Consider the following 15907-nt stretch of genomic DNA (forward strand, 5'->3'; position numbering starts at 1 on the left):
ACTAAATGTACAAACGCCTCAAAGAAATTGAAAGCCGTAAAGCCGAGATCCGGGGACTCATCGAATCCGGTGACGATTTGGATGCTCAAGCGATCTCCGAGGAATTGGAAAGCTTAAGTCAAGAAGAGAGAGGAATCCTGGATAAAATAGAACTCCTGCAAAAAGCCCAGTCCGGCCAAATTCCAGACTTAAAGCCCGTTGAGGAGCGAACCTTCAGTGGTCATGGCGGTCTGTCTCCGGCAGAATACCAGATGTATGAAGCCAGAAAGTCCAGAGATTATCGTCACGCCTTCTTCAAAATGCTGCAATGCGGTAAAGGTTCCTTATCAACGGAGGAGCGCGGCATCCTACAATCCGGGAATGCCATCGGTAACGGCAGGAATCTTGCCGAACTTCGTTTTACTTCGGATACCTCCAGTGCCGGGGCAGCGATTCCTCAAATCACCTTAGATACCGTCATCCAAAAGATGCTTATCACGTCGGCCGTCTATCCGTTTATCTCTAAGTACAACCTGAAGGGCAATCTCAAAGTGCCCGTTGAAAACGTCTTTGGTGATGCGGCCTGGACGGCAGAGGGAACGGTGGCTGATCCCGGCAATGATAGCCTGGGTGGATTGCTTTTGTCGGCTTATGACTTGATAAAGACGGTAAAAGTATCGCGCGTGGTAGAGCAGCTTTCGGTAGATGCTTTCGAAGCCTATATTGTGGACAAGCTGTTCCGAAAAATTATGGTGTCAATTGAAAACGCGGTCTTAAACGGCATCGGACCCACCGCCAATCAGCCTACAGGAATTCTTAACGCTGTTACCTGGGGAGCAAACAATAGCCTCGCCTATGGCAAAGATCTAACCAAACTGACCTATGATACCTTTACAGCCTTAAAAGCGAAGCTGGTTGCCCCTTATCATCCGGGTGCTTACTGGGTCATGAACACCAACACGTTGTATTCAGGGGTTTGCGCCATCAAAGATGCCCTGGGACGACCCATCTTCCTGGAGAATCCGCAGTGGGGACTGACCACTGACAGTAACGGCGGAAACCAAACGGATTACAGCAAATCGGCCATTGTCGGACGAATCCTGGGCAACCCAGTGATTATGTCTCCCTATATCCCTGATGGGAGTATTCTTTTTGGAGACCTCCGGTTTTATCACTTTAACTTGTCGGTTGACGTTTTGATCGAGAAATCCTATGAATATGGCTTTGCCTCAAACGATGTTTGGTATAAAGGCTGGTTGTTGGCAGATGGCGGGATCTCCCAGCAGGAAGCTTTCGTACTCGGTAAACTCGGTTAATAGGGGAGGTAACACATGTCGATAGCAGCTATGAATCCTTTTATGGGTGAACTGATTCAAACCTCGGCACCTGGGATTACTTGTTCCTGGGGCCAAACTGCAGTCTATAAGCAGTCCCCGGCAGCTCCAAGTAATACAGCGGTGCTTGCTTTAACAACGCTGACCGCACAGATTCAGACGATCACATCAGGAATCACTAATCCGGATGTGGCGCGCAATCTTATCGTTAAGGGTGCCATCTCCGCATCCACCGGGAATGTCGTAATCAAAGGCACAGACCTTGGGGGAAATAGTATCACGGAAACCATCGCCTTGAGTGGGACCTCAGCGGTTGCTGGGCTGAAAGCGTTTGCTGCGGTAACAGAGATTGACCTACCGGTCTCCGCCGGTTCCGGAGATGGAGTGAGTGTTGGAGTGGGCTCAAGTTTAGGGCTGCCCTATTTATTAACAGAAAATACCGTGCTGATGGCCTTTAACAATGGGGTTAAGGAAGCAACTGCCCCGACGGTTATTCCCGATCCGGTGAATATCTGCAATAATACCATAACGTTAGCAAGTCCATTGGCAGGAAACCCTGTTTCAGTTTATATCATCATTCCGGGGTAAGGGAGGACTATCCCATGGCTATCTTGGATGATGTTCGTTCCTACCTGAGAATCGATGCCACGGATACGTCCTTCGATGGGGAAATAGAGGATCTGATCAGTGCCGTTCAAAGCGAACTTACCGACCTGGGAATTAATCCTGCGTTGGTAAGTTCGGCTACTGATCCGCTGATCAAAAAGGCCATTACCACCTATTGCAAGGCTAACTTTGGTTATGACACAGATAATGCTGAAGCCTTTCAAAGTGCTTATGAAAAGCTAAAAATCTACCTCATGAATTCCGGGACGTATCAGGCGGTGAGCAGTGTATGAACTTTGATATGCGCAGTTCCATTACACTCCAGGCTCGACCGACTGGTCAGAATCCGATTGGTGGTACACTTCCGTTGGTGGACGTCGCCACCTTTCGGGCGGCCTATGTGCCGAACAATGGTCGAATGTATCCCGGAGCAGGTCAGATTCATACAGAAACAGACTGTGAATTTCGGATGCGGTATAGTCCACTTCCCCAACCGGGGATGTATGTACGGTTTAACAACAACACCTATTATATCCAAACCGTCGATGATGAAGGCGGCCTGCATCGGGAGCTTCGGATCATCTGCAAGTTAGAAAAGTAGGTGGCGGAAATGTCAGAATCAACGATTGAAGGCCTTGATGAACTGATGGCTAAATTTAAGCAACTGGAGGATGTCCCGCAGACTGTTGTAACGAGTGCCGCTAAAACTGGGGCAACCATGGCCCTGAAGTTTGCCCAAGCGAATCTTCAGCCCAGAAACGGATCCTTTTTAGGCCGCCAGGGCAAAACCGAACAGCACCAAGGCGGAGATCTCATGAAGGCTCTGAAACTAAAGGCAGAGCGATCGTCCAAAGGCAAAAAGGTCTACAAAATCACCACAACATGGTACGCGCAATTTGCCGACTTAGGTTTTACAACAAGAAATGGTAAGAAGATTGAAGGCAGTCACTTTCTTAAGTATGCGTTGACAGAGCATTACGACGAAATAAAGAATGCCATCCTTGAAGAACTCTCCAAAGGCATTGATAAGGCAGTTCTAAATAAGATCTAAAAAATGGTGGAAGAAGTCTCCTATTGCCGCGGGTATGTATTCCCTAAACACCATATCTCTTTGGTGCCACATAAGAACTTCTTCCTTAGATAATAGTATTCCTTGATTGAACATTTGTGATAAACCATTAGCGTGGTGATTAATATCCTTGAAGACGGTTTGTACTCTCTCATGAAAGCGAGTATCCCAGACTTTCAGTCCGGCAGTGATTATAACATGTACTATATTGCTGTCCTTGATCCCGTTCCAACACCGTATTGCGTCTTTCGCCGCTATAAGCGTGAGCCGGAGATGGATTTAAGTTCAAGCTATAAAATGCTTATCAGCAGTTACATGGTTGAACTTTATCACGATGATTCCTGGGCGCTCCTCGATTTACAAAAACGCATGCGCCATCTCCTAGAAACCTTGCCACTGTCGACAGTAGGCGGTGTTTTTGTTCAGAGTTTAGAAGTCCAGGACGATTTTCACACCATGCCGCCTCTGCTGCAGGAAGTAAGAACTCGAGTGTTCCAGGGAGTCTTAGATTTCGAAATCACTCACCAGCCCGAGTAAGAAAGGAGCGATGTCATGAGCAATGTCGCGAGTGGTATCGGTGCCAAATTAACGGTTGGAGCCACGGCTATCGGCACGATTACCAAGATCACCAGTCCCCAGATGAAACGAACATCCATTGACGTAACCACGTTGTCCAGTCCGAATGGTTTTAAACAATTCATTGCCGGACTCGCTGATCCCGGAAAGTTCACGGTAGAAGGCTTCTTTGACACCTCAGATTCCGGCCAAAATTTACTCTACAACAAGTTCGTAAGCAGCACCATCGACACCTATACGATCACCTTTCCTTCGATTACCGGAGCGAGTTGGACGGCCAGTTGCTTTATTGACGAGCTAGACCTGGCTGCCAACGTTGACATGACGAAACCGTTAGATTTTAAAGCATCATTTCAGGTCTCCGGTCAGCCGAGTATTGGAACCACGATGACTTCCGGGCTGACTGGTTTAACCCTAACCGGAACCAGTGGCACCCTGTCACCGACCTTTGCGAATGGGACAACTTCCTATGCCTATACGTTTACAACATCAACCGCTATTACAGTCACACCGAATGGTTCCACCCAACAGCAATATACCTTGTATGTTGATGGGGTAAGCCAAGGAACGTTCAACACTGGCTCTGTTTCACCGACAATTGCCTATGCAACGGCAGGAACAACTCATAAACTTGATTTGGTCGTTTCAAACTCAGGATTTACTCCTGTAACGTATAGCATTATTGCGGTTCGAACGTCGTAGTTTAATTAATTTTTTCTTCCTATTATATAGGGCATTAATGGAGGTAAAAGAATGTTACCTGTTATCTATAAATTAGACCAAGACCGAACCCTTAAACTGGGGTTCCGAGGGATAGCTCGCTTAGAAAAAGTCTTTGGAGCCAACGTGGACAAATGGAATCTCAAAGAACTTTCTTTTGAACAAATTGCAGAAATTCTGGCCGAGGCACTGCGCCGTGAGATACCAGATATTACTGCCGATAAGGTAATGGACCTGGTTGATGACTACAGCGACATTAATACGGCGATAAAAAAGACCTTTGAATGTATTAATGAGACTTTCGGAAAAAACGAGGAAACGGCGGTGGAGAAATCTCAGACAACACCGCCGGAGGTCGTGAACTAGAGTGGGATTGGGATGAGGTTTATAAAGATGCCATCCGGGCTGGGATTCGTTCGAGTGAGTTCTGGGAGTTAACACCTGCCGAGTACAACCTCATCATGGAAGGCTATAAGGAACAACAACAAGAAACTATGTATCATGATTTGAGAAACGCTTATTATACCGGTTGTTTTGCCCAGGTTGAAAAACCGAAGGAACTCTACGATAAAATTATTGAAAGCATCGAGTCCAAGCCGCAAAGTGGGGAAGAGATGTTTCATTTTCTTAAATCCATGGTATCTGGGAATGGGAATACCCAAGCATATCCTTTTGATTCTCAGTTTACGATACCACTGAAGCTCACGCCAGCCTTTGACGTGGGTGTTTTTAGTTATATATATTCCATGGATGAGGATAGTTTGGAGCTTTGTCTTCCCGATGTTTCATTATCTTTGAACGGTGAATTATTAAAGCCAGCCAATGGTATCTATCATCTTAAGCCAGGACTAGTAAAAATCAACTATGGCGGCCAAGTCTACACCATCATGCTCGTAAAAACCAGTAGCCGGGGAGGGAGGTAGAAAAATGGGAAACACTGTTGGTAACATTATTGCCCGTATTGGAGCCGACTCCTCTCAACTTTCTGAGGAATGTAAAAAGGCGAGCAATACGATTCTCACCTTCAAGGACGAATCCCTGGCTGCACTCAAATCTTTCGGCCTTCCGCATATCAGCAGCACAAATCTGGTGGAAGCGATTCAGTCGGGTCAACGGGTTGTCGTTAACTTTTCCCAAGAAGCCGGAGAATCCTTGGCCCAGTTCCAACAACGTGTTCGAACCGTCTTTGAAGAGGCGGGCATCGATATTACCGAGTACGAGAGGGTTCTGGAAAACGCCAATCAAGTTCATGCAGAATTTGCCAAAGGAGCCGTCAAGAACTTTCAGGCTGTAGCCAATGCAGCCGAAGAAGTGAACAATAAAGCCGAGGAAATCAGGGAATCCCTGGGCCAATCGTTTACCGGAATCACAGCGAATATTGGTGCCTTTAAAGATTCTGTCGTTAAGGCTTTTCAGACGCTGGGTGATGACAGCGCAACGGCTGGGGAGAAGTTCGGAGCCGTAAGTAATGCTGTGGTCGATGGCTTTGGTTTAATGACCGGAGCCGTTGAAGTCTTTCTGGCGGTAGAGCTTATTAAAAAAATCGGCGAATGGATTGATGAGTTAAAAGATCTTGCTGCCGAAACTCAGGATGTCGAGCAGCGCTTTGCTGCTTCCTTAGGACCAATGGAAGATAAAGCTAACGAGTTTGCTGAAAGCTTAAGTAAATCCTATGGCATTTTGGATACCACGATCAAAGATCAAATGTCTAAGGAATATATGAACACCCGGATGTTGGGCTTTGATCCCAATCAAGCCGAAGAGATGTCTGAGCATCTGACGCAATTATCCTATGATCTAGGCAAACTGCGTGGGGAAGATCCCTCCCAAGTGTTTCAAAGTTTGCAGACAGGCATGGAAGGACAAACCAGAGGGTTACAGTCCCTGGGCATTCGCATCACAACAACGGATCTAAAGAACCGGGCCTTGAGTGAAGGACTCATTAAACAAGGTCAGACGATGACCGATGCCCAAACGTCTTTGATGGCCTACCAGGAAATCATGGAAAAAACCCAGGGTATCATGGGCTATTACAAAACTACCGCCGATGATATTTCCACCCAACAAACGAAGCTCAATGCCGGTTGGCAGGCCATGAAGGAAAAGCTGGCTGAGGATTTGACGCCCGCCTTCACCGGTTTGCTCCGAGTCCTTAATTTTGTAGCTTCCGGTTTTGAAGACTTCGTCGGGTTAATGGGTACAGCGATTCAGTATATTTCCCTGTTTGCTGAGGATGCTTATTCTGCGGTTCACGACATCCTCTCATTAAATTTTGGACAAATAAATGCTGATTGGACTAATAATTATAATTCTATTTTTAACAGTACCGAAGCCGCCAAGCAGTATGGTGATGCCTTAAACGATGCCATGAATGCGACGAATGGTCAGGACCAGGCTCAGAAGAATTTAAACAAATCGGTGAATGCAAATACGATGAGCTTTGACCAGCTCCACAATATCACCAATGCCGGAACCGGTGCGGCTTTAGCTCAGGCCGATGCTGTGAACAACCTGGCGAATGCCTTGGGCAATCTTAAGAACAACACGGATCTCAGTAATGTAACCAACAACTCATCAAAAGGTGTTGTTATTCCTGTTTCCTTTAAGGTTCCACCGTTTCCGCCCATAGCACCACCTCCTGCGGTGAATGTTCAGCTCGGCCTAATCAATAATTTAGAGCCAGCTCTTTCTCAGGCCGAGAATGCCGTTAAAACCTTTAATCCAGCGACGGTCCTGATTCCCCTCGGCATCAAAAATAATTTAGAACCGTCTTATTCTCAGGCGGAATCAAAACTCCGGGGATTTTCACCGGCTTATGTCAATGTTCCGATTTCAGTCATAGGCCAGGCCGCCTTTGTTTCAGCTCTGGACTATCTGGAGAATCAACTGAATGTTTGGCGATTGCAAACCTCGACGCTGTTCACCCAGGTCCAGAACATTATATCCTCCTGGGAGGTCAATGCCGCGACAACCTTTGCAAAGGCTCAGACGGTCATTTCTACCTGGACAACCCAGACAGACAACAGAATCACTCAGTGGGCTTCTGCACTATCGAGTAAGTTTTCCGGAGCCTATAACGATGTCATATCTGTGACCAATCAATGGGCCAGATTGGTTGGTGATGGGGTATCGTCAATGGTGGCAACGGCTGGAACGGCAATAAGCACATTTGCTAATAACCTCCATAACGATATGAACAATGCGTTTAATGCAACGGAGCAGATGGCGGTGTCTTGGGCTAACGCATTGGGACAAACTATAACGGCTGCGGTGAATCAGGCCGTAGGAGAAATGAGTCAATTGTCAGCCATGGCGGGACAGGCAATACCCAATCTACGAATGACAGCCTGGCAAAATGTGTCCGGGGCCTATCAAGCGGTGGCTAGTTGGGCAGAAGATAACAAATCATGGCTCGTACCTTTGGGTGCTGCAGCAGCCGGTGTCGGTTTGACCATCGCTACAGGCGGGACCGATTTGGTTGCCGGTGGAATGGCTGCAGCAGGTTCAGCTTTGGCAGGTATTGGGGCCGCCATTCCGGCGATGGCTTCTGGGGGGATTGTTACAGCACCACAATTGGCCATGATTGGGGAAGCCGGACCGGAGGCGGTCATTCCGTTAGAAAAATTGGGGAGCTTGATGGGTTCCAGTAACTCAGGAAGTGCCGGAGGGAATGGCCAAAACAGTGGAGCTCAACCCATTCAGGTTACTATTCAGTTAGATGGTCGTACTCTGGCGAGGACACTTTATTCTTATAACGTTAATGAGAATGACCGAATTGGCACCATGATTGGCTATAATTCCAGTTACAATCTTCCCAAGTAGGAAGTGAAACTATGGCGAATACATTAACTGTCAATGGGACGGCGTTGCCGGAACCGCAAAAAATCACCAATAATCTCTATATGATTGGAGATTCAAAACGAAATGCAGCCGGGACCATGAACCTCCAATATATTGCCAATAAACGAAAATATAACATTCAGTGGGGGACCATGAGCGCATCCCAATTAACCACGGTCATTTCCCAACTTAAATCATCGACCCCTCAGTTTTCTCTCACGGTTCTGGATCCTGGTTTAGCGGGTGGCAGCTATACCGGGACTTTTTATGCCGGTGATTTGGCCTATGATGATGTGAAGATTGATTCGTTCGGTAACGTGGTGTTTAACAATATTAAGATTGATTTAATCGAGTGTTAAAAGGGGAGGGCTTTACCCATGCTGAACGTCAGCCAGAAGTTCCATGATCATATAACGAAATTTCCGAGGGCCATTTCATCGATGGTGGAATTTGATATGGTGGACGTGACGGCACAGGGTAATTGCACAGCAAGCTCAAACTCTGTTGAGGCCGTGGGGGCGGTTTCACAGGTCGCCGATGGGATGACTCAACCGGTCAGAAAATACATGAGCGAGGAGCAGAATTATTTGCGCCTCGACGGTAGTTTCTTTACACCGCCAAAGAACACTGATTTGGACACTAGTGATTCGATAGGTTGGTGGAGTTCGATGGTATCGGATGCTTCGGCTAAGTTTCCTGCGTCAAGGCCACAGCTCACGCTCACGTTTTCGGAACCCTTCACAAGTCCTGGGTTGACCTTCATTTTTTCACCGTTGACCGGGGACTATTGCGCGGAGGTTCATATCGTTACAACCGACGACGGAAATAATGTCAATAGTTACTTTGCTTTTCCCGATGCTCCGTCATACTTTTGGAGTCAACAGTTGAATAATATTACTCAGCTCGATATAACATTTTATTCCACGAATTATCCTTACCGAAGGGTGAGGGTTGCCGAGATTCTTTTTGGTGAACAGTTCCTATGGTCCGGTGACAATATTTTCGATTTAGATGTTCTGGAGGAATTTGACCCTCTGGTTAATAGTGCGCCCCCCAAAGAGGCTAGGGCTACTGTTGCCAACAACCTAAATAATTTTAATATCTATTTTCATAACCTGCAGAAAAAACAGGTCATGAAACCCTATCTTACGCTCTATTATGATGACGGTTCTTTTGAGACGGTCCCTTTGGGAACCTACTATCTTTATAACTGGCGAAACGATCAGAACTTCATCTCATCCACACTTTATGCTCGAGACCTTCTAGACCTACTCTCCGGAACCATCTTTTATAAGTACACGTATTCCGGGGACCCGGTTTCCCTTTATGATTTGGCGATTTCAATCATTGAAGATTTCAAGTCTCAAACGAGATTAAATGTCGAGTATGTGATGGATACTGCGTTGCAATCCATTACCACCACCGGGGTTCTTTCGGCCTTGAATCATCACGATGCTTTGATGTATGTCGCTCAGGCCGGTTTGGCTGTTCTCTATGTGGACAGATACAATGTGATGCGGATTACCCAATCCAAAAGTCAGGCACCGCTCACCCCAATGCCGTACACCGGCGAGCTAGCGTTGGACATGCAGGAAACTTATCCAAAAGTAGCCATACAAGACCCCTATAATTACTTCACCATCAATGTTTACTCCAATTCCCTGAGTACAAATACAGACACACTCTACACCGGGGCCGTGGCTGTTGATGGCGATTTAAGTATTTGGGTTAAGTATGCAAACCCTGCGAGTTCATCCTCATGTTCATGTTCGGTGGAAGGGGCCACCTTATTAAGCGTGGATTATTACACCGATTCAGCGTATGTGACGATCAATGGCTCCGAGAATGCCACAATAACCATCACGGGCAATTCTGTGAGCAGCTCGGTTCTGCAATCGGTCCTGAATATTTCGGGTTCTCAACCCTTGAATGAGGTCGATTTGGATAACCCCTTGATTACTTCTCCGGCGATGGCCGCTGCCGTATTAAATTGGTACGCGTCCGAGTGTGGAAACGTCTATTTATATGAAGTGGAAAGCTGGATGGACCCCAGCATGGAGTGTGGGGACGTTATCTTTTGGGATTCTCAATACGCCACAGAAACGAAACAGGCCAAGATTATCCGTCAGGAATTTCGCTTTGATGGCACCTTATCCGGTACGATCAATGGTAAGGGGTGGCCCTAGTGGATTGTCGGTCCACTATAATTCCGGTTTTCTTTTATCAAATAGTTCCTTTAGGAGCACCAGTTCATCTATCGGACTCATGGCATCTGGCTTAATCGGTTCCATGAGTGATTTAAGTAATTATGGATTTAATCTTTTCATCAGTGTTTCCGGCCTGCTTTCCTCCGAGAGTCATCTTTTAAACTCCAGTGTAACGCTTACTTTGTATAAGTTGGGTAATTTGCACTCATCAAGCTCAGTCACCAATCTTGGTTATAATCTCAAGGTCAATGTTGCCGGTGGGGTCCAGTCCTCATCATCCTTACTGAATTCTGGCGCGGTTCTTTATGTTCATACTTCCGGTTATCTTGATTCCTCTAGTTCCTTGAGCGATAACGGTTTATATTTGTACGAAGATAAGACCGGGTCCTTTGACTCTTATTCCTTTGTTTCAAATAATGGGTTGACGTTATTCGTAGATAAGAGTGGTAACATTGGCTCGACGAGTTCACTTTCGGATTCCGGCGAAACCATGACCTTATTTAAATCCGGCGCGATCAGCGCCCAGGGTTTGCTCACGAATGCTGGTTTATCTCTTACTGTTTATAAATCCAGCTCAGTCCTGTCAACCGGTGCTTTGACTAACAGTGGTTTGTCGCTGCTACTCAACGCAGCAAGTTCTGTTTCTTCAGCCGGCATTGTTTCAAGTAATGGACTCCATTTATATCTCTATAAATCGGGCGTTATCTCATCGGGCAGCTCTGCTTTCGTTAATGGGTTAACGCTTTATTTATATAACTATGGTTCAGTTATGTCCAGGAGTTCACTTTCCAATAATGGCTTAACTAGTTACGTTCATGGTTTAAGTTCCATTAGCTCACGGAGTGGATTATCCAATACTGGCTTGACAGTTATGGCTCATGTTTCCGGTTTAATTGGCTCTCAAGGAACGGTTTCTAATCATGGCCTTAAGAAGATCGATCACGTTTCCGGCCCAGTTCTTTCGGTGAGCATTATGTCTAATAATTCAATGAGAGTTATCCTTCATAAATCCGGGACCATTAGTGATATAAGCTCATTGACGAACTCTGGAGTCACGATCATCATTCCCGTGGTCCTCACGAACGCCGACGAAGAGCTTTATGTCGGTCAGAACTTCAACGTTGCCGGTATGACCTGGTGGCGGAACTAATGATCAGAAGGAAGGAAGATTCTTAATGCCATTCACCTATTATGTTGACAATGCCCTGATTCAGCTCTTATTTAATGGTACGACGTTCACCGCATTGTCGAATGTTTACATCGGGCTTTCTACGACCACGCCTTCCCAAACCAAAGGCTCCACGACGCCTTATTGGAACTTCACCGAACCTTCCGGGAACGCTTATGCTCGGGTCCAGGTCGGAGCAACCACGGCCAATTTTCCGGCTCCGACAACTGGTTCGACTTCAAATAATGTAACCATTAGCTTTCCCCAGGCCACCGGTTCTTGGGGAACCGTTACCTACTTTGGAATCTTCGATGCGTCAACCGGGGGCAACCTTTTGGGTTACGGTGCTCTCAATACTTCCCAAACCATCATATCGGGAAACGTATTGACCTTCTCTGCAAATCAAATCACACTTTCTAATAACTAAGGTGGTGGGATTGGATGTCTTGGCAAACTCCAAAAACTGATTGGAAACCCACGGATTATTTTAACTATACGGATTTTAATCGAATTGAGGGAAACGTCGAGGAGATTGCTTCTCTTCTTTTCATTTGTGGGTTCAGTCTTTCCCTGGTCATCGTGACCACTCGTGACTATTCGACGATTGATTTTTATGACTCTCTTAATCGGATTGAGTCTAATGTTCAGGCTCTTGTTGATTGTTACGGTGTGGCTCCGGCCAATTGGATAGAACCAAAGACGGACTGGACTTTTGATGTTCCTTTTTCCAATGTTGACACCAATCGTATGGAATCCAATCTTAACGGTCTTTACCAACTGGTGAAGTCATCCGTTATTGAATACCCTATGTGCGGTCAATCCCTGAGTATATGCGGATTGGGCTGGTACAACTGATGGAGGAGATTGAGGTAATATGGCTTTAAGTTATACCAAGACGGGGTGGCAGGACCGGTTATCTTCTAACCCTGGACAATTCACAGCCACCGGCACAGTTCCGGGAACCATCACCCTTCAATTAAACGATAACCCGACTCAAACTGGGACACCGGTTACGGCGGCGGCCATGAATAATATTGAAAATGGTGTTTCTCAAGTTACAACCGAAGTAAACAACCATGAAGCAAACCATTCTAATCCCCACGCCGTGACACCGGGACAGATTGGTGCGGCTCCGAGTGGGTATGGCTTTGGAGATGCTGACACACCATCAATTTCTGATATGAACAGTCCTAAATCAAATTCAGTCCAGTGGTTCGGTAATACAACACCGAATATTCCCGAGGCGACCTGGGGGCATGTTTCATCCTTTAGTCCGGACGGTGGGAGTAATATCACTCAGATGGTTTTGACGACCACGACGAACCGTGTCTGGATGAGAACAAAAGTGAACGGAACATGGGGTGGCTGGATTGCGGTTCAAACGGCAAACACTCCACCTGTTCTGACGAACTCAACCAGTGGTGTTCAATATTATCTTAAATACGACAGTGGCGGTTTGTATTTGCAACAAGTTTGATCGTTGGGAGGTATGAATACGTGGCAAGTGGGGATATCATCAGACTCGGCGGGACAAAATGGAATCCACTTCGAGCATCGGGGCAGGGCATAACACCGACTTCAAGTTCAGTCAGTCTGCAGCAAATTCTTAGCGTTACCGGAGCCGGGTATGTTGATTATATTCAATTCAATAATGGCGGCACTCAGTACCAAGTGATCGTTGACGGCAGCATCATTTATTGGGCTTCAGCCTATCCAACAGTGCTTACAACCACAAATCATATTGTAAATTACGAAACGGTGTATTCCAGTCCTAATACCTATTATTATATCGATACGGTTTCTTGGACTGGCGGGCAACGAATACAAACCGGCGAAACCACAAGTTATGGATACAGCTCGTCGTTTGCTAGTGCTACGTTCTCGAGCTCTTACCAAAGTTCAGGGGGGCCAATCGCTTATTTGACACAGCCTATTTATTTTAATTCAAGTCTGGTCATAAATGGTCAAGGGTATTATAAGGTGGGCAGATGTTGCCCGTCTAAAGCATATCCCGCGCTTGCCTATGTAGAGGGAGGGTTATATTAACATGAACGGATATAAAGAAACCCAAGACGGTGATTATATCGTCAGAACCTATGACAATGGAGCACAGATTCGCAGTTTAGCTCCGGACGGCAAGGAACCAGGAATTATACAAATCCCTGATACGATCCCGAAGAACAACACGTCGGATGATTTGACAACGTTAATGACTGCGGTTGCTGATTTATATTCCGCTTTAGTCGCTGCGGGGGTGATAAAGAATGGTTGATTTGTTTGTCAGACTGATCATCTTACAAATTAAAACATTTGCTGAGGTGCCGTCCATTTTGCAAACCGATGTTCACAATGAGCTTCAAAAGCAAGGTTACGGTGATGATGGAAACCTTCTTAAAAAAGCGTAACTATACCGAGGACGGGGTTATTCTTAGAACTTCGCCTTTTATTTTTGGGGAGGATAAAATTGATGGCCTTTGATACCTTCACAATTATCCTGAGTAATTATTGTAATCTTCGTTGCCCATTTTGCCTTCAGGCAGCTTCCGTCGCTGATGACGAGGTTTCCGCAGTAGACCTGATTAAATTTCTTTCTAAGTATCCGCTTCGGACATTGAAATTAACAGGCGGGGAGACTTTATCTGGGCCGGTTTTTCCTAAAACAAAATTGCTCTATGATTATGGGATTTCCAGAGGTGCAAGTATTCAGGTGAATACAAATGGGACCTTTGCGTTTAACGATAACCCCGACAAAGATTTACTAATGTTTCAGGTGAGCCTGGATGGTTTAAAGACCAAGCATGATTCTATTCGTGGCAAAGGGGTATTTGATAAGGCCATTAAGTTCATAAAAACCCAGCAAAAGCGCGGTTACAAACTAAAAATAATGAACGTCATAACGCCGGAAACAACAACCGGTGAATTAGGGGAGTTCGTAGATTATTGCCTGAGTACATTGAACATCCGGCCACACTTTCAGTTTGCCGCTCCTGTGGGGAGAGCAGTCGGTTTGAGACATGCTTTCGATCTAGAACGGATAAATTCCACGGTTGAATTTCTAATCGATAAAGGCTGCGATGAAACCACACGGCGTATTGCCTTTGTCGGTGATTGCTCGATTCCCCAGGGAAGGTCGAGTAATTTAGGAATTGATCATCACGGCAATCTCATTTCATGCCCCATCCTTCAAGACTACAAAATCGGAACCATTTACGAGGACTTGTCCGATTCAAAAATTCGCCAGAGGTTTGCTCGCTCCAAGGTCTCAAGATGCACATGCACATTCCCCCAATAAAAGGAGAGATTAGACGTTATGACCTTTGCGAGTTTTGGCTTGAATCTGGATCTGTTTTCTGCTTTGTTTTTTAATGTGCTTGTCATGCTTTCCTTAACTACAATGATATTAGGGCTTCAAAAAACCGGAGGGTTGGTCTATTTAACCAAACCGTTTGATAGGTTCAAAACGTCGCGTTCTCAAGCCATCGCCTGGTTCGTTTTATCGGTGGTTTTTTCCGGCCTCACGACGAACTTGATTTTAGCCAATATCCTTATTCCAATGGCTGTTGTTTATGCCAAAGAGCGAACTATGGATCCGGTGGAGTTGAACCTCGCGGTCCTATTAGGAATCCTGGCGGGTACAGAATTTTTTCCTTATGGCGGCGGGGATACGATCATCGAGAACACGTTAATCAGTCATGATCTCCATCGACCTTTAGGACTTCTTACCTGGGGCCAGATGATGTGGGTACCGACCATTTTGGCCTGTTTGATAACCGGCTTGTGGCTGGCCTATAAGGTTGTTAACAATAAAACACTCACGGAATTCAAGACCGAGGTTCGCGGATCCGCAGCGATGTTGATGGAATTCATGTTATTGATTGCCGGTGTTTATTTAACGTTTCGCACGAAGCTTCAGGGATATGTGGTTCTCGTCGCGTTCCTTTCGGCCCTTGTATCCAGGCTCCCCGCAGCCAAACTTAAAACACTGCCATTCAAAGCAATTATTTATTGGTCCTTGAGTTTGATCCTGGGGAAGATCCTGAGTGTTCTTTTAAAAACCCATGTTCATTTCACAATTCCAAGCAATGTTTACTCCTTCGGGGGTATTTTCTTATTTATAGCGGTTGTCTTCATGATTTCTAATTTCCTGACGAGAAGTGCTTTATCGTCAATGATCATGCCTTTGGTTTTGGCGAGTGCGGTCCCGGATAAACTTTGGTTATCGGCTTTGGCGATTAAAAGTTTTTCTCTGGGGTATCTGTTGATATTCTCTGACTCAGCCAATGTCGTTTCAGTCGGTTATGGGCTAAGGCAATCAAAACTATTGAGAATCGGTTTGCCGATTGCCCTGATGCAGATGGCGGCCTATATCCTATATTTCTATTTTACAAAGACAGTTTTGACACCTTAA

Annotated in this window: 21 protein-coding genes; all 21 read left to right on the forward strand. The window is 45.9% G+C overall.

Annotated features, from left to right (window positions below; genetic code table 11):
- The first annotated feature begins 5 nt into the window (after nucleotides 1-5).
- The 21 genes from DEAC_RS11480 (at nucleotide 6) to DEAC_RS11575 (ending at nucleotide 15907) form a co-directional block, all read left to right on the forward strand.
- Nucleotides 6-1295, forward strand: coding sequence for a phage major capsid protein (locus tag DEAC_RS11480; RefSeq protein ID WP_047810201.1), 1290 nt, complete (start codon nucleotides 6-8; stop codon nucleotides 1293-1295).
- A gap of 15 nt (nucleotides 1296-1310) precedes the next feature.
- Nucleotides 1311-1901, forward strand: a complete 591-nt coding sequence (locus DEAC_RS11485; RefSeq protein ID WP_047810202.1) for a hypothetical protein — start codon at nucleotides 1311-1313, stop codon at nucleotides 1899-1901.
- 14 nt (nucleotides 1902-1915) lie between these two features.
- The gene (locus tag DEAC_RS11490) at nucleotides 1916-2212 is read left to right on the forward strand and encodes a phage head-tail connector protein (RefSeq protein WP_047810203.1); all 297 of its coding nucleotides are present in this window, start codon (nucleotides 1916-1918) and stop codon (nucleotides 2210-2212) included.
- 8 nt (nucleotides 2213-2220) lie between these two features.
- Nucleotides 2221-2520, forward strand: a complete 300-nt coding sequence (locus DEAC_RS11495; protein WP_161796445.1) for a phage head closure protein — start codon at nucleotides 2221-2223, stop codon at nucleotides 2518-2520.
- Between the two features lie 9 nt (nucleotides 2521-2529).
- The gene (locus DEAC_RS22220) at nucleotides 2530-2970 is read left to right on the forward strand and encodes an HK97-gp10 family putative phage morphogenesis protein (protein WP_053006395.1); all 441 of its coding nucleotides are present in this window, start codon (nucleotides 2530-2532) and stop codon (nucleotides 2968-2970) included.
- Nucleotides 2971-3141: 171 nt separating this feature from the next.
- Nucleotides 3142-3525, forward strand: a complete 384-nt coding sequence (locus DEAC_RS11505) for a hypothetical protein (RefSeq protein WP_047810205.1) — start codon at nucleotides 3142-3144, stop codon at nucleotides 3523-3525.
- 15 nt (nucleotides 3526-3540) lie between these two features.
- Nucleotides 3541-4266 (forward strand): phage tail protein, encoded by a 726-nt coding sequence (locus DEAC_RS11510; protein ID WP_047810206.1) that lies wholly within the window; start codon nucleotides 3541-3543, stop codon nucleotides 4264-4266.
- Nucleotides 4267-4317: 51 nt separating this feature from the next.
- The gene (locus DEAC_RS11515; RefSeq protein ID WP_047810207.1) at nucleotides 4318-4650 is read left to right on the forward strand and encodes a hypothetical protein; all 333 of its coding nucleotides are present in this window, start codon (nucleotides 4318-4320) and stop codon (nucleotides 4648-4650) included.
- 95 nt (nucleotides 4651-4745) lie between these two features.
- Nucleotides 4746-5207, forward strand: coding sequence for a hypothetical protein (locus DEAC_RS11520; protein WP_047810208.1), 462 nt, complete (start codon nucleotides 4746-4748; stop codon nucleotides 5205-5207).
- A gap of 4 nt (nucleotides 5208-5211) precedes the next feature.
- The gene (locus DEAC_RS11525; RefSeq protein ID WP_047810209.1) at nucleotides 5212-8106 is read left to right on the forward strand and encodes a hypothetical protein; all 2895 of its coding nucleotides are present in this window, start codon (nucleotides 5212-5214) and stop codon (nucleotides 8104-8106) included.
- Between the two features lie 11 nt (nucleotides 8107-8117).
- Complete coding sequence (locus DEAC_RS11530; RefSeq protein ID WP_047810210.1) at nucleotides 8118-8483, forward strand: DUF6711 family protein; 366 nt, start codon at nucleotides 8118-8120, stop codon at nucleotides 8481-8483.
- A gap of 96 nt (nucleotides 8484-8579) precedes the next feature.
- Nucleotides 8580-10310, forward strand: coding sequence for a hypothetical protein (locus tag DEAC_RS11535; protein WP_152671391.1), 1731 nt, complete (start codon nucleotides 8580-8582; stop codon nucleotides 10308-10310).
- Between the two features lie 103 nt (nucleotides 10311-10413).
- Nucleotides 10414-11481: a hypothetical protein gene (locus tag DEAC_RS11540; protein ID WP_152671392.1), complete on the forward strand. Its 1068-nt coding sequence runs from the start codon at nucleotides 10414-10416 to the stop codon at nucleotides 11479-11481.
- Between the two features lie 25 nt (nucleotides 11482-11506).
- The gene (locus DEAC_RS11545; protein ID WP_047810213.1) at nucleotides 11507-11926 is read left to right on the forward strand and encodes a phage tail fiber protein; all 420 of its coding nucleotides are present in this window, start codon (nucleotides 11507-11509) and stop codon (nucleotides 11924-11926) included.
- A gap of 14 nt (nucleotides 11927-11940) precedes the next feature.
- The gene (locus tag DEAC_RS11550; protein WP_047810214.1) at nucleotides 11941-12354 is read left to right on the forward strand and encodes a hypothetical protein; all 414 of its coding nucleotides are present in this window, start codon (nucleotides 11941-11943) and stop codon (nucleotides 12352-12354) included.
- A gap of 19 nt (nucleotides 12355-12373) precedes the next feature.
- Nucleotides 12374-12976, forward strand: coding sequence for a pyocin knob domain-containing protein (locus DEAC_RS11555; protein WP_047810215.1), 603 nt, complete (start codon nucleotides 12374-12376; stop codon nucleotides 12974-12976).
- A gap of 20 nt (nucleotides 12977-12996) precedes the next feature.
- Nucleotides 12997-13545 carry a hypothetical protein gene (locus DEAC_RS11560; RefSeq protein ID WP_047810216.1) on the forward strand — a complete coding sequence of 183 codons (549 nt, stop codon included), beginning with the start codon at nucleotides 12997-12999 and terminating at the stop codon, nucleotides 13543-13545.
- A 1-nt stretch (nucleotide 13546) separates the two neighbouring features.
- Nucleotides 13547-13771, forward strand: coding sequence for a hypothetical protein (locus DEAC_RS11565; RefSeq protein WP_047810217.1), 225 nt, complete (start codon nucleotides 13547-13549; stop codon nucleotides 13769-13771).
- The gene (locus tag DEAC_RS23565; protein WP_161796446.1) at nucleotides 13764-13904 is read left to right on the forward strand and encodes a hypothetical protein; all 141 of its coding nucleotides are present in this window, start codon (nucleotides 13764-13766) and stop codon (nucleotides 13902-13904) included. The genes DEAC_RS11565 and DEAC_RS23565 overlap by 8 nt, the downstream gene beginning before the upstream one ends.
- Before the next feature lie 62 nt (nucleotides 13905-13966).
- On the forward strand, nucleotides 13967-14791 hold the full coding sequence (locus DEAC_RS11570) for a radical SAM protein (RefSeq protein ID WP_053006396.1): 825 nt from the start codon (nucleotides 13967-13969) through the stop codon (nucleotides 14789-14791).
- An 18-nt stretch (nucleotides 14792-14809) separates the two neighbouring features.
- Entirely contained in the window at nucleotides 14810-15907 is a 1098-nt protein-coding gene (locus DEAC_RS11575; RefSeq protein ID WP_047810218.1) for a hypothetical protein, read from the forward strand.

Origin of the sequence: Desulfosporosinus acididurans (assembly GCF_001029285.1) — a bacterium.
GTDB classification, from domain to species: Bacteria; Bacillota; Desulfitobacteriia; order Desulfitobacteriales; family Desulfitobacteriaceae; genus Desulfosporosinus; species Desulfosporosinus acididurans.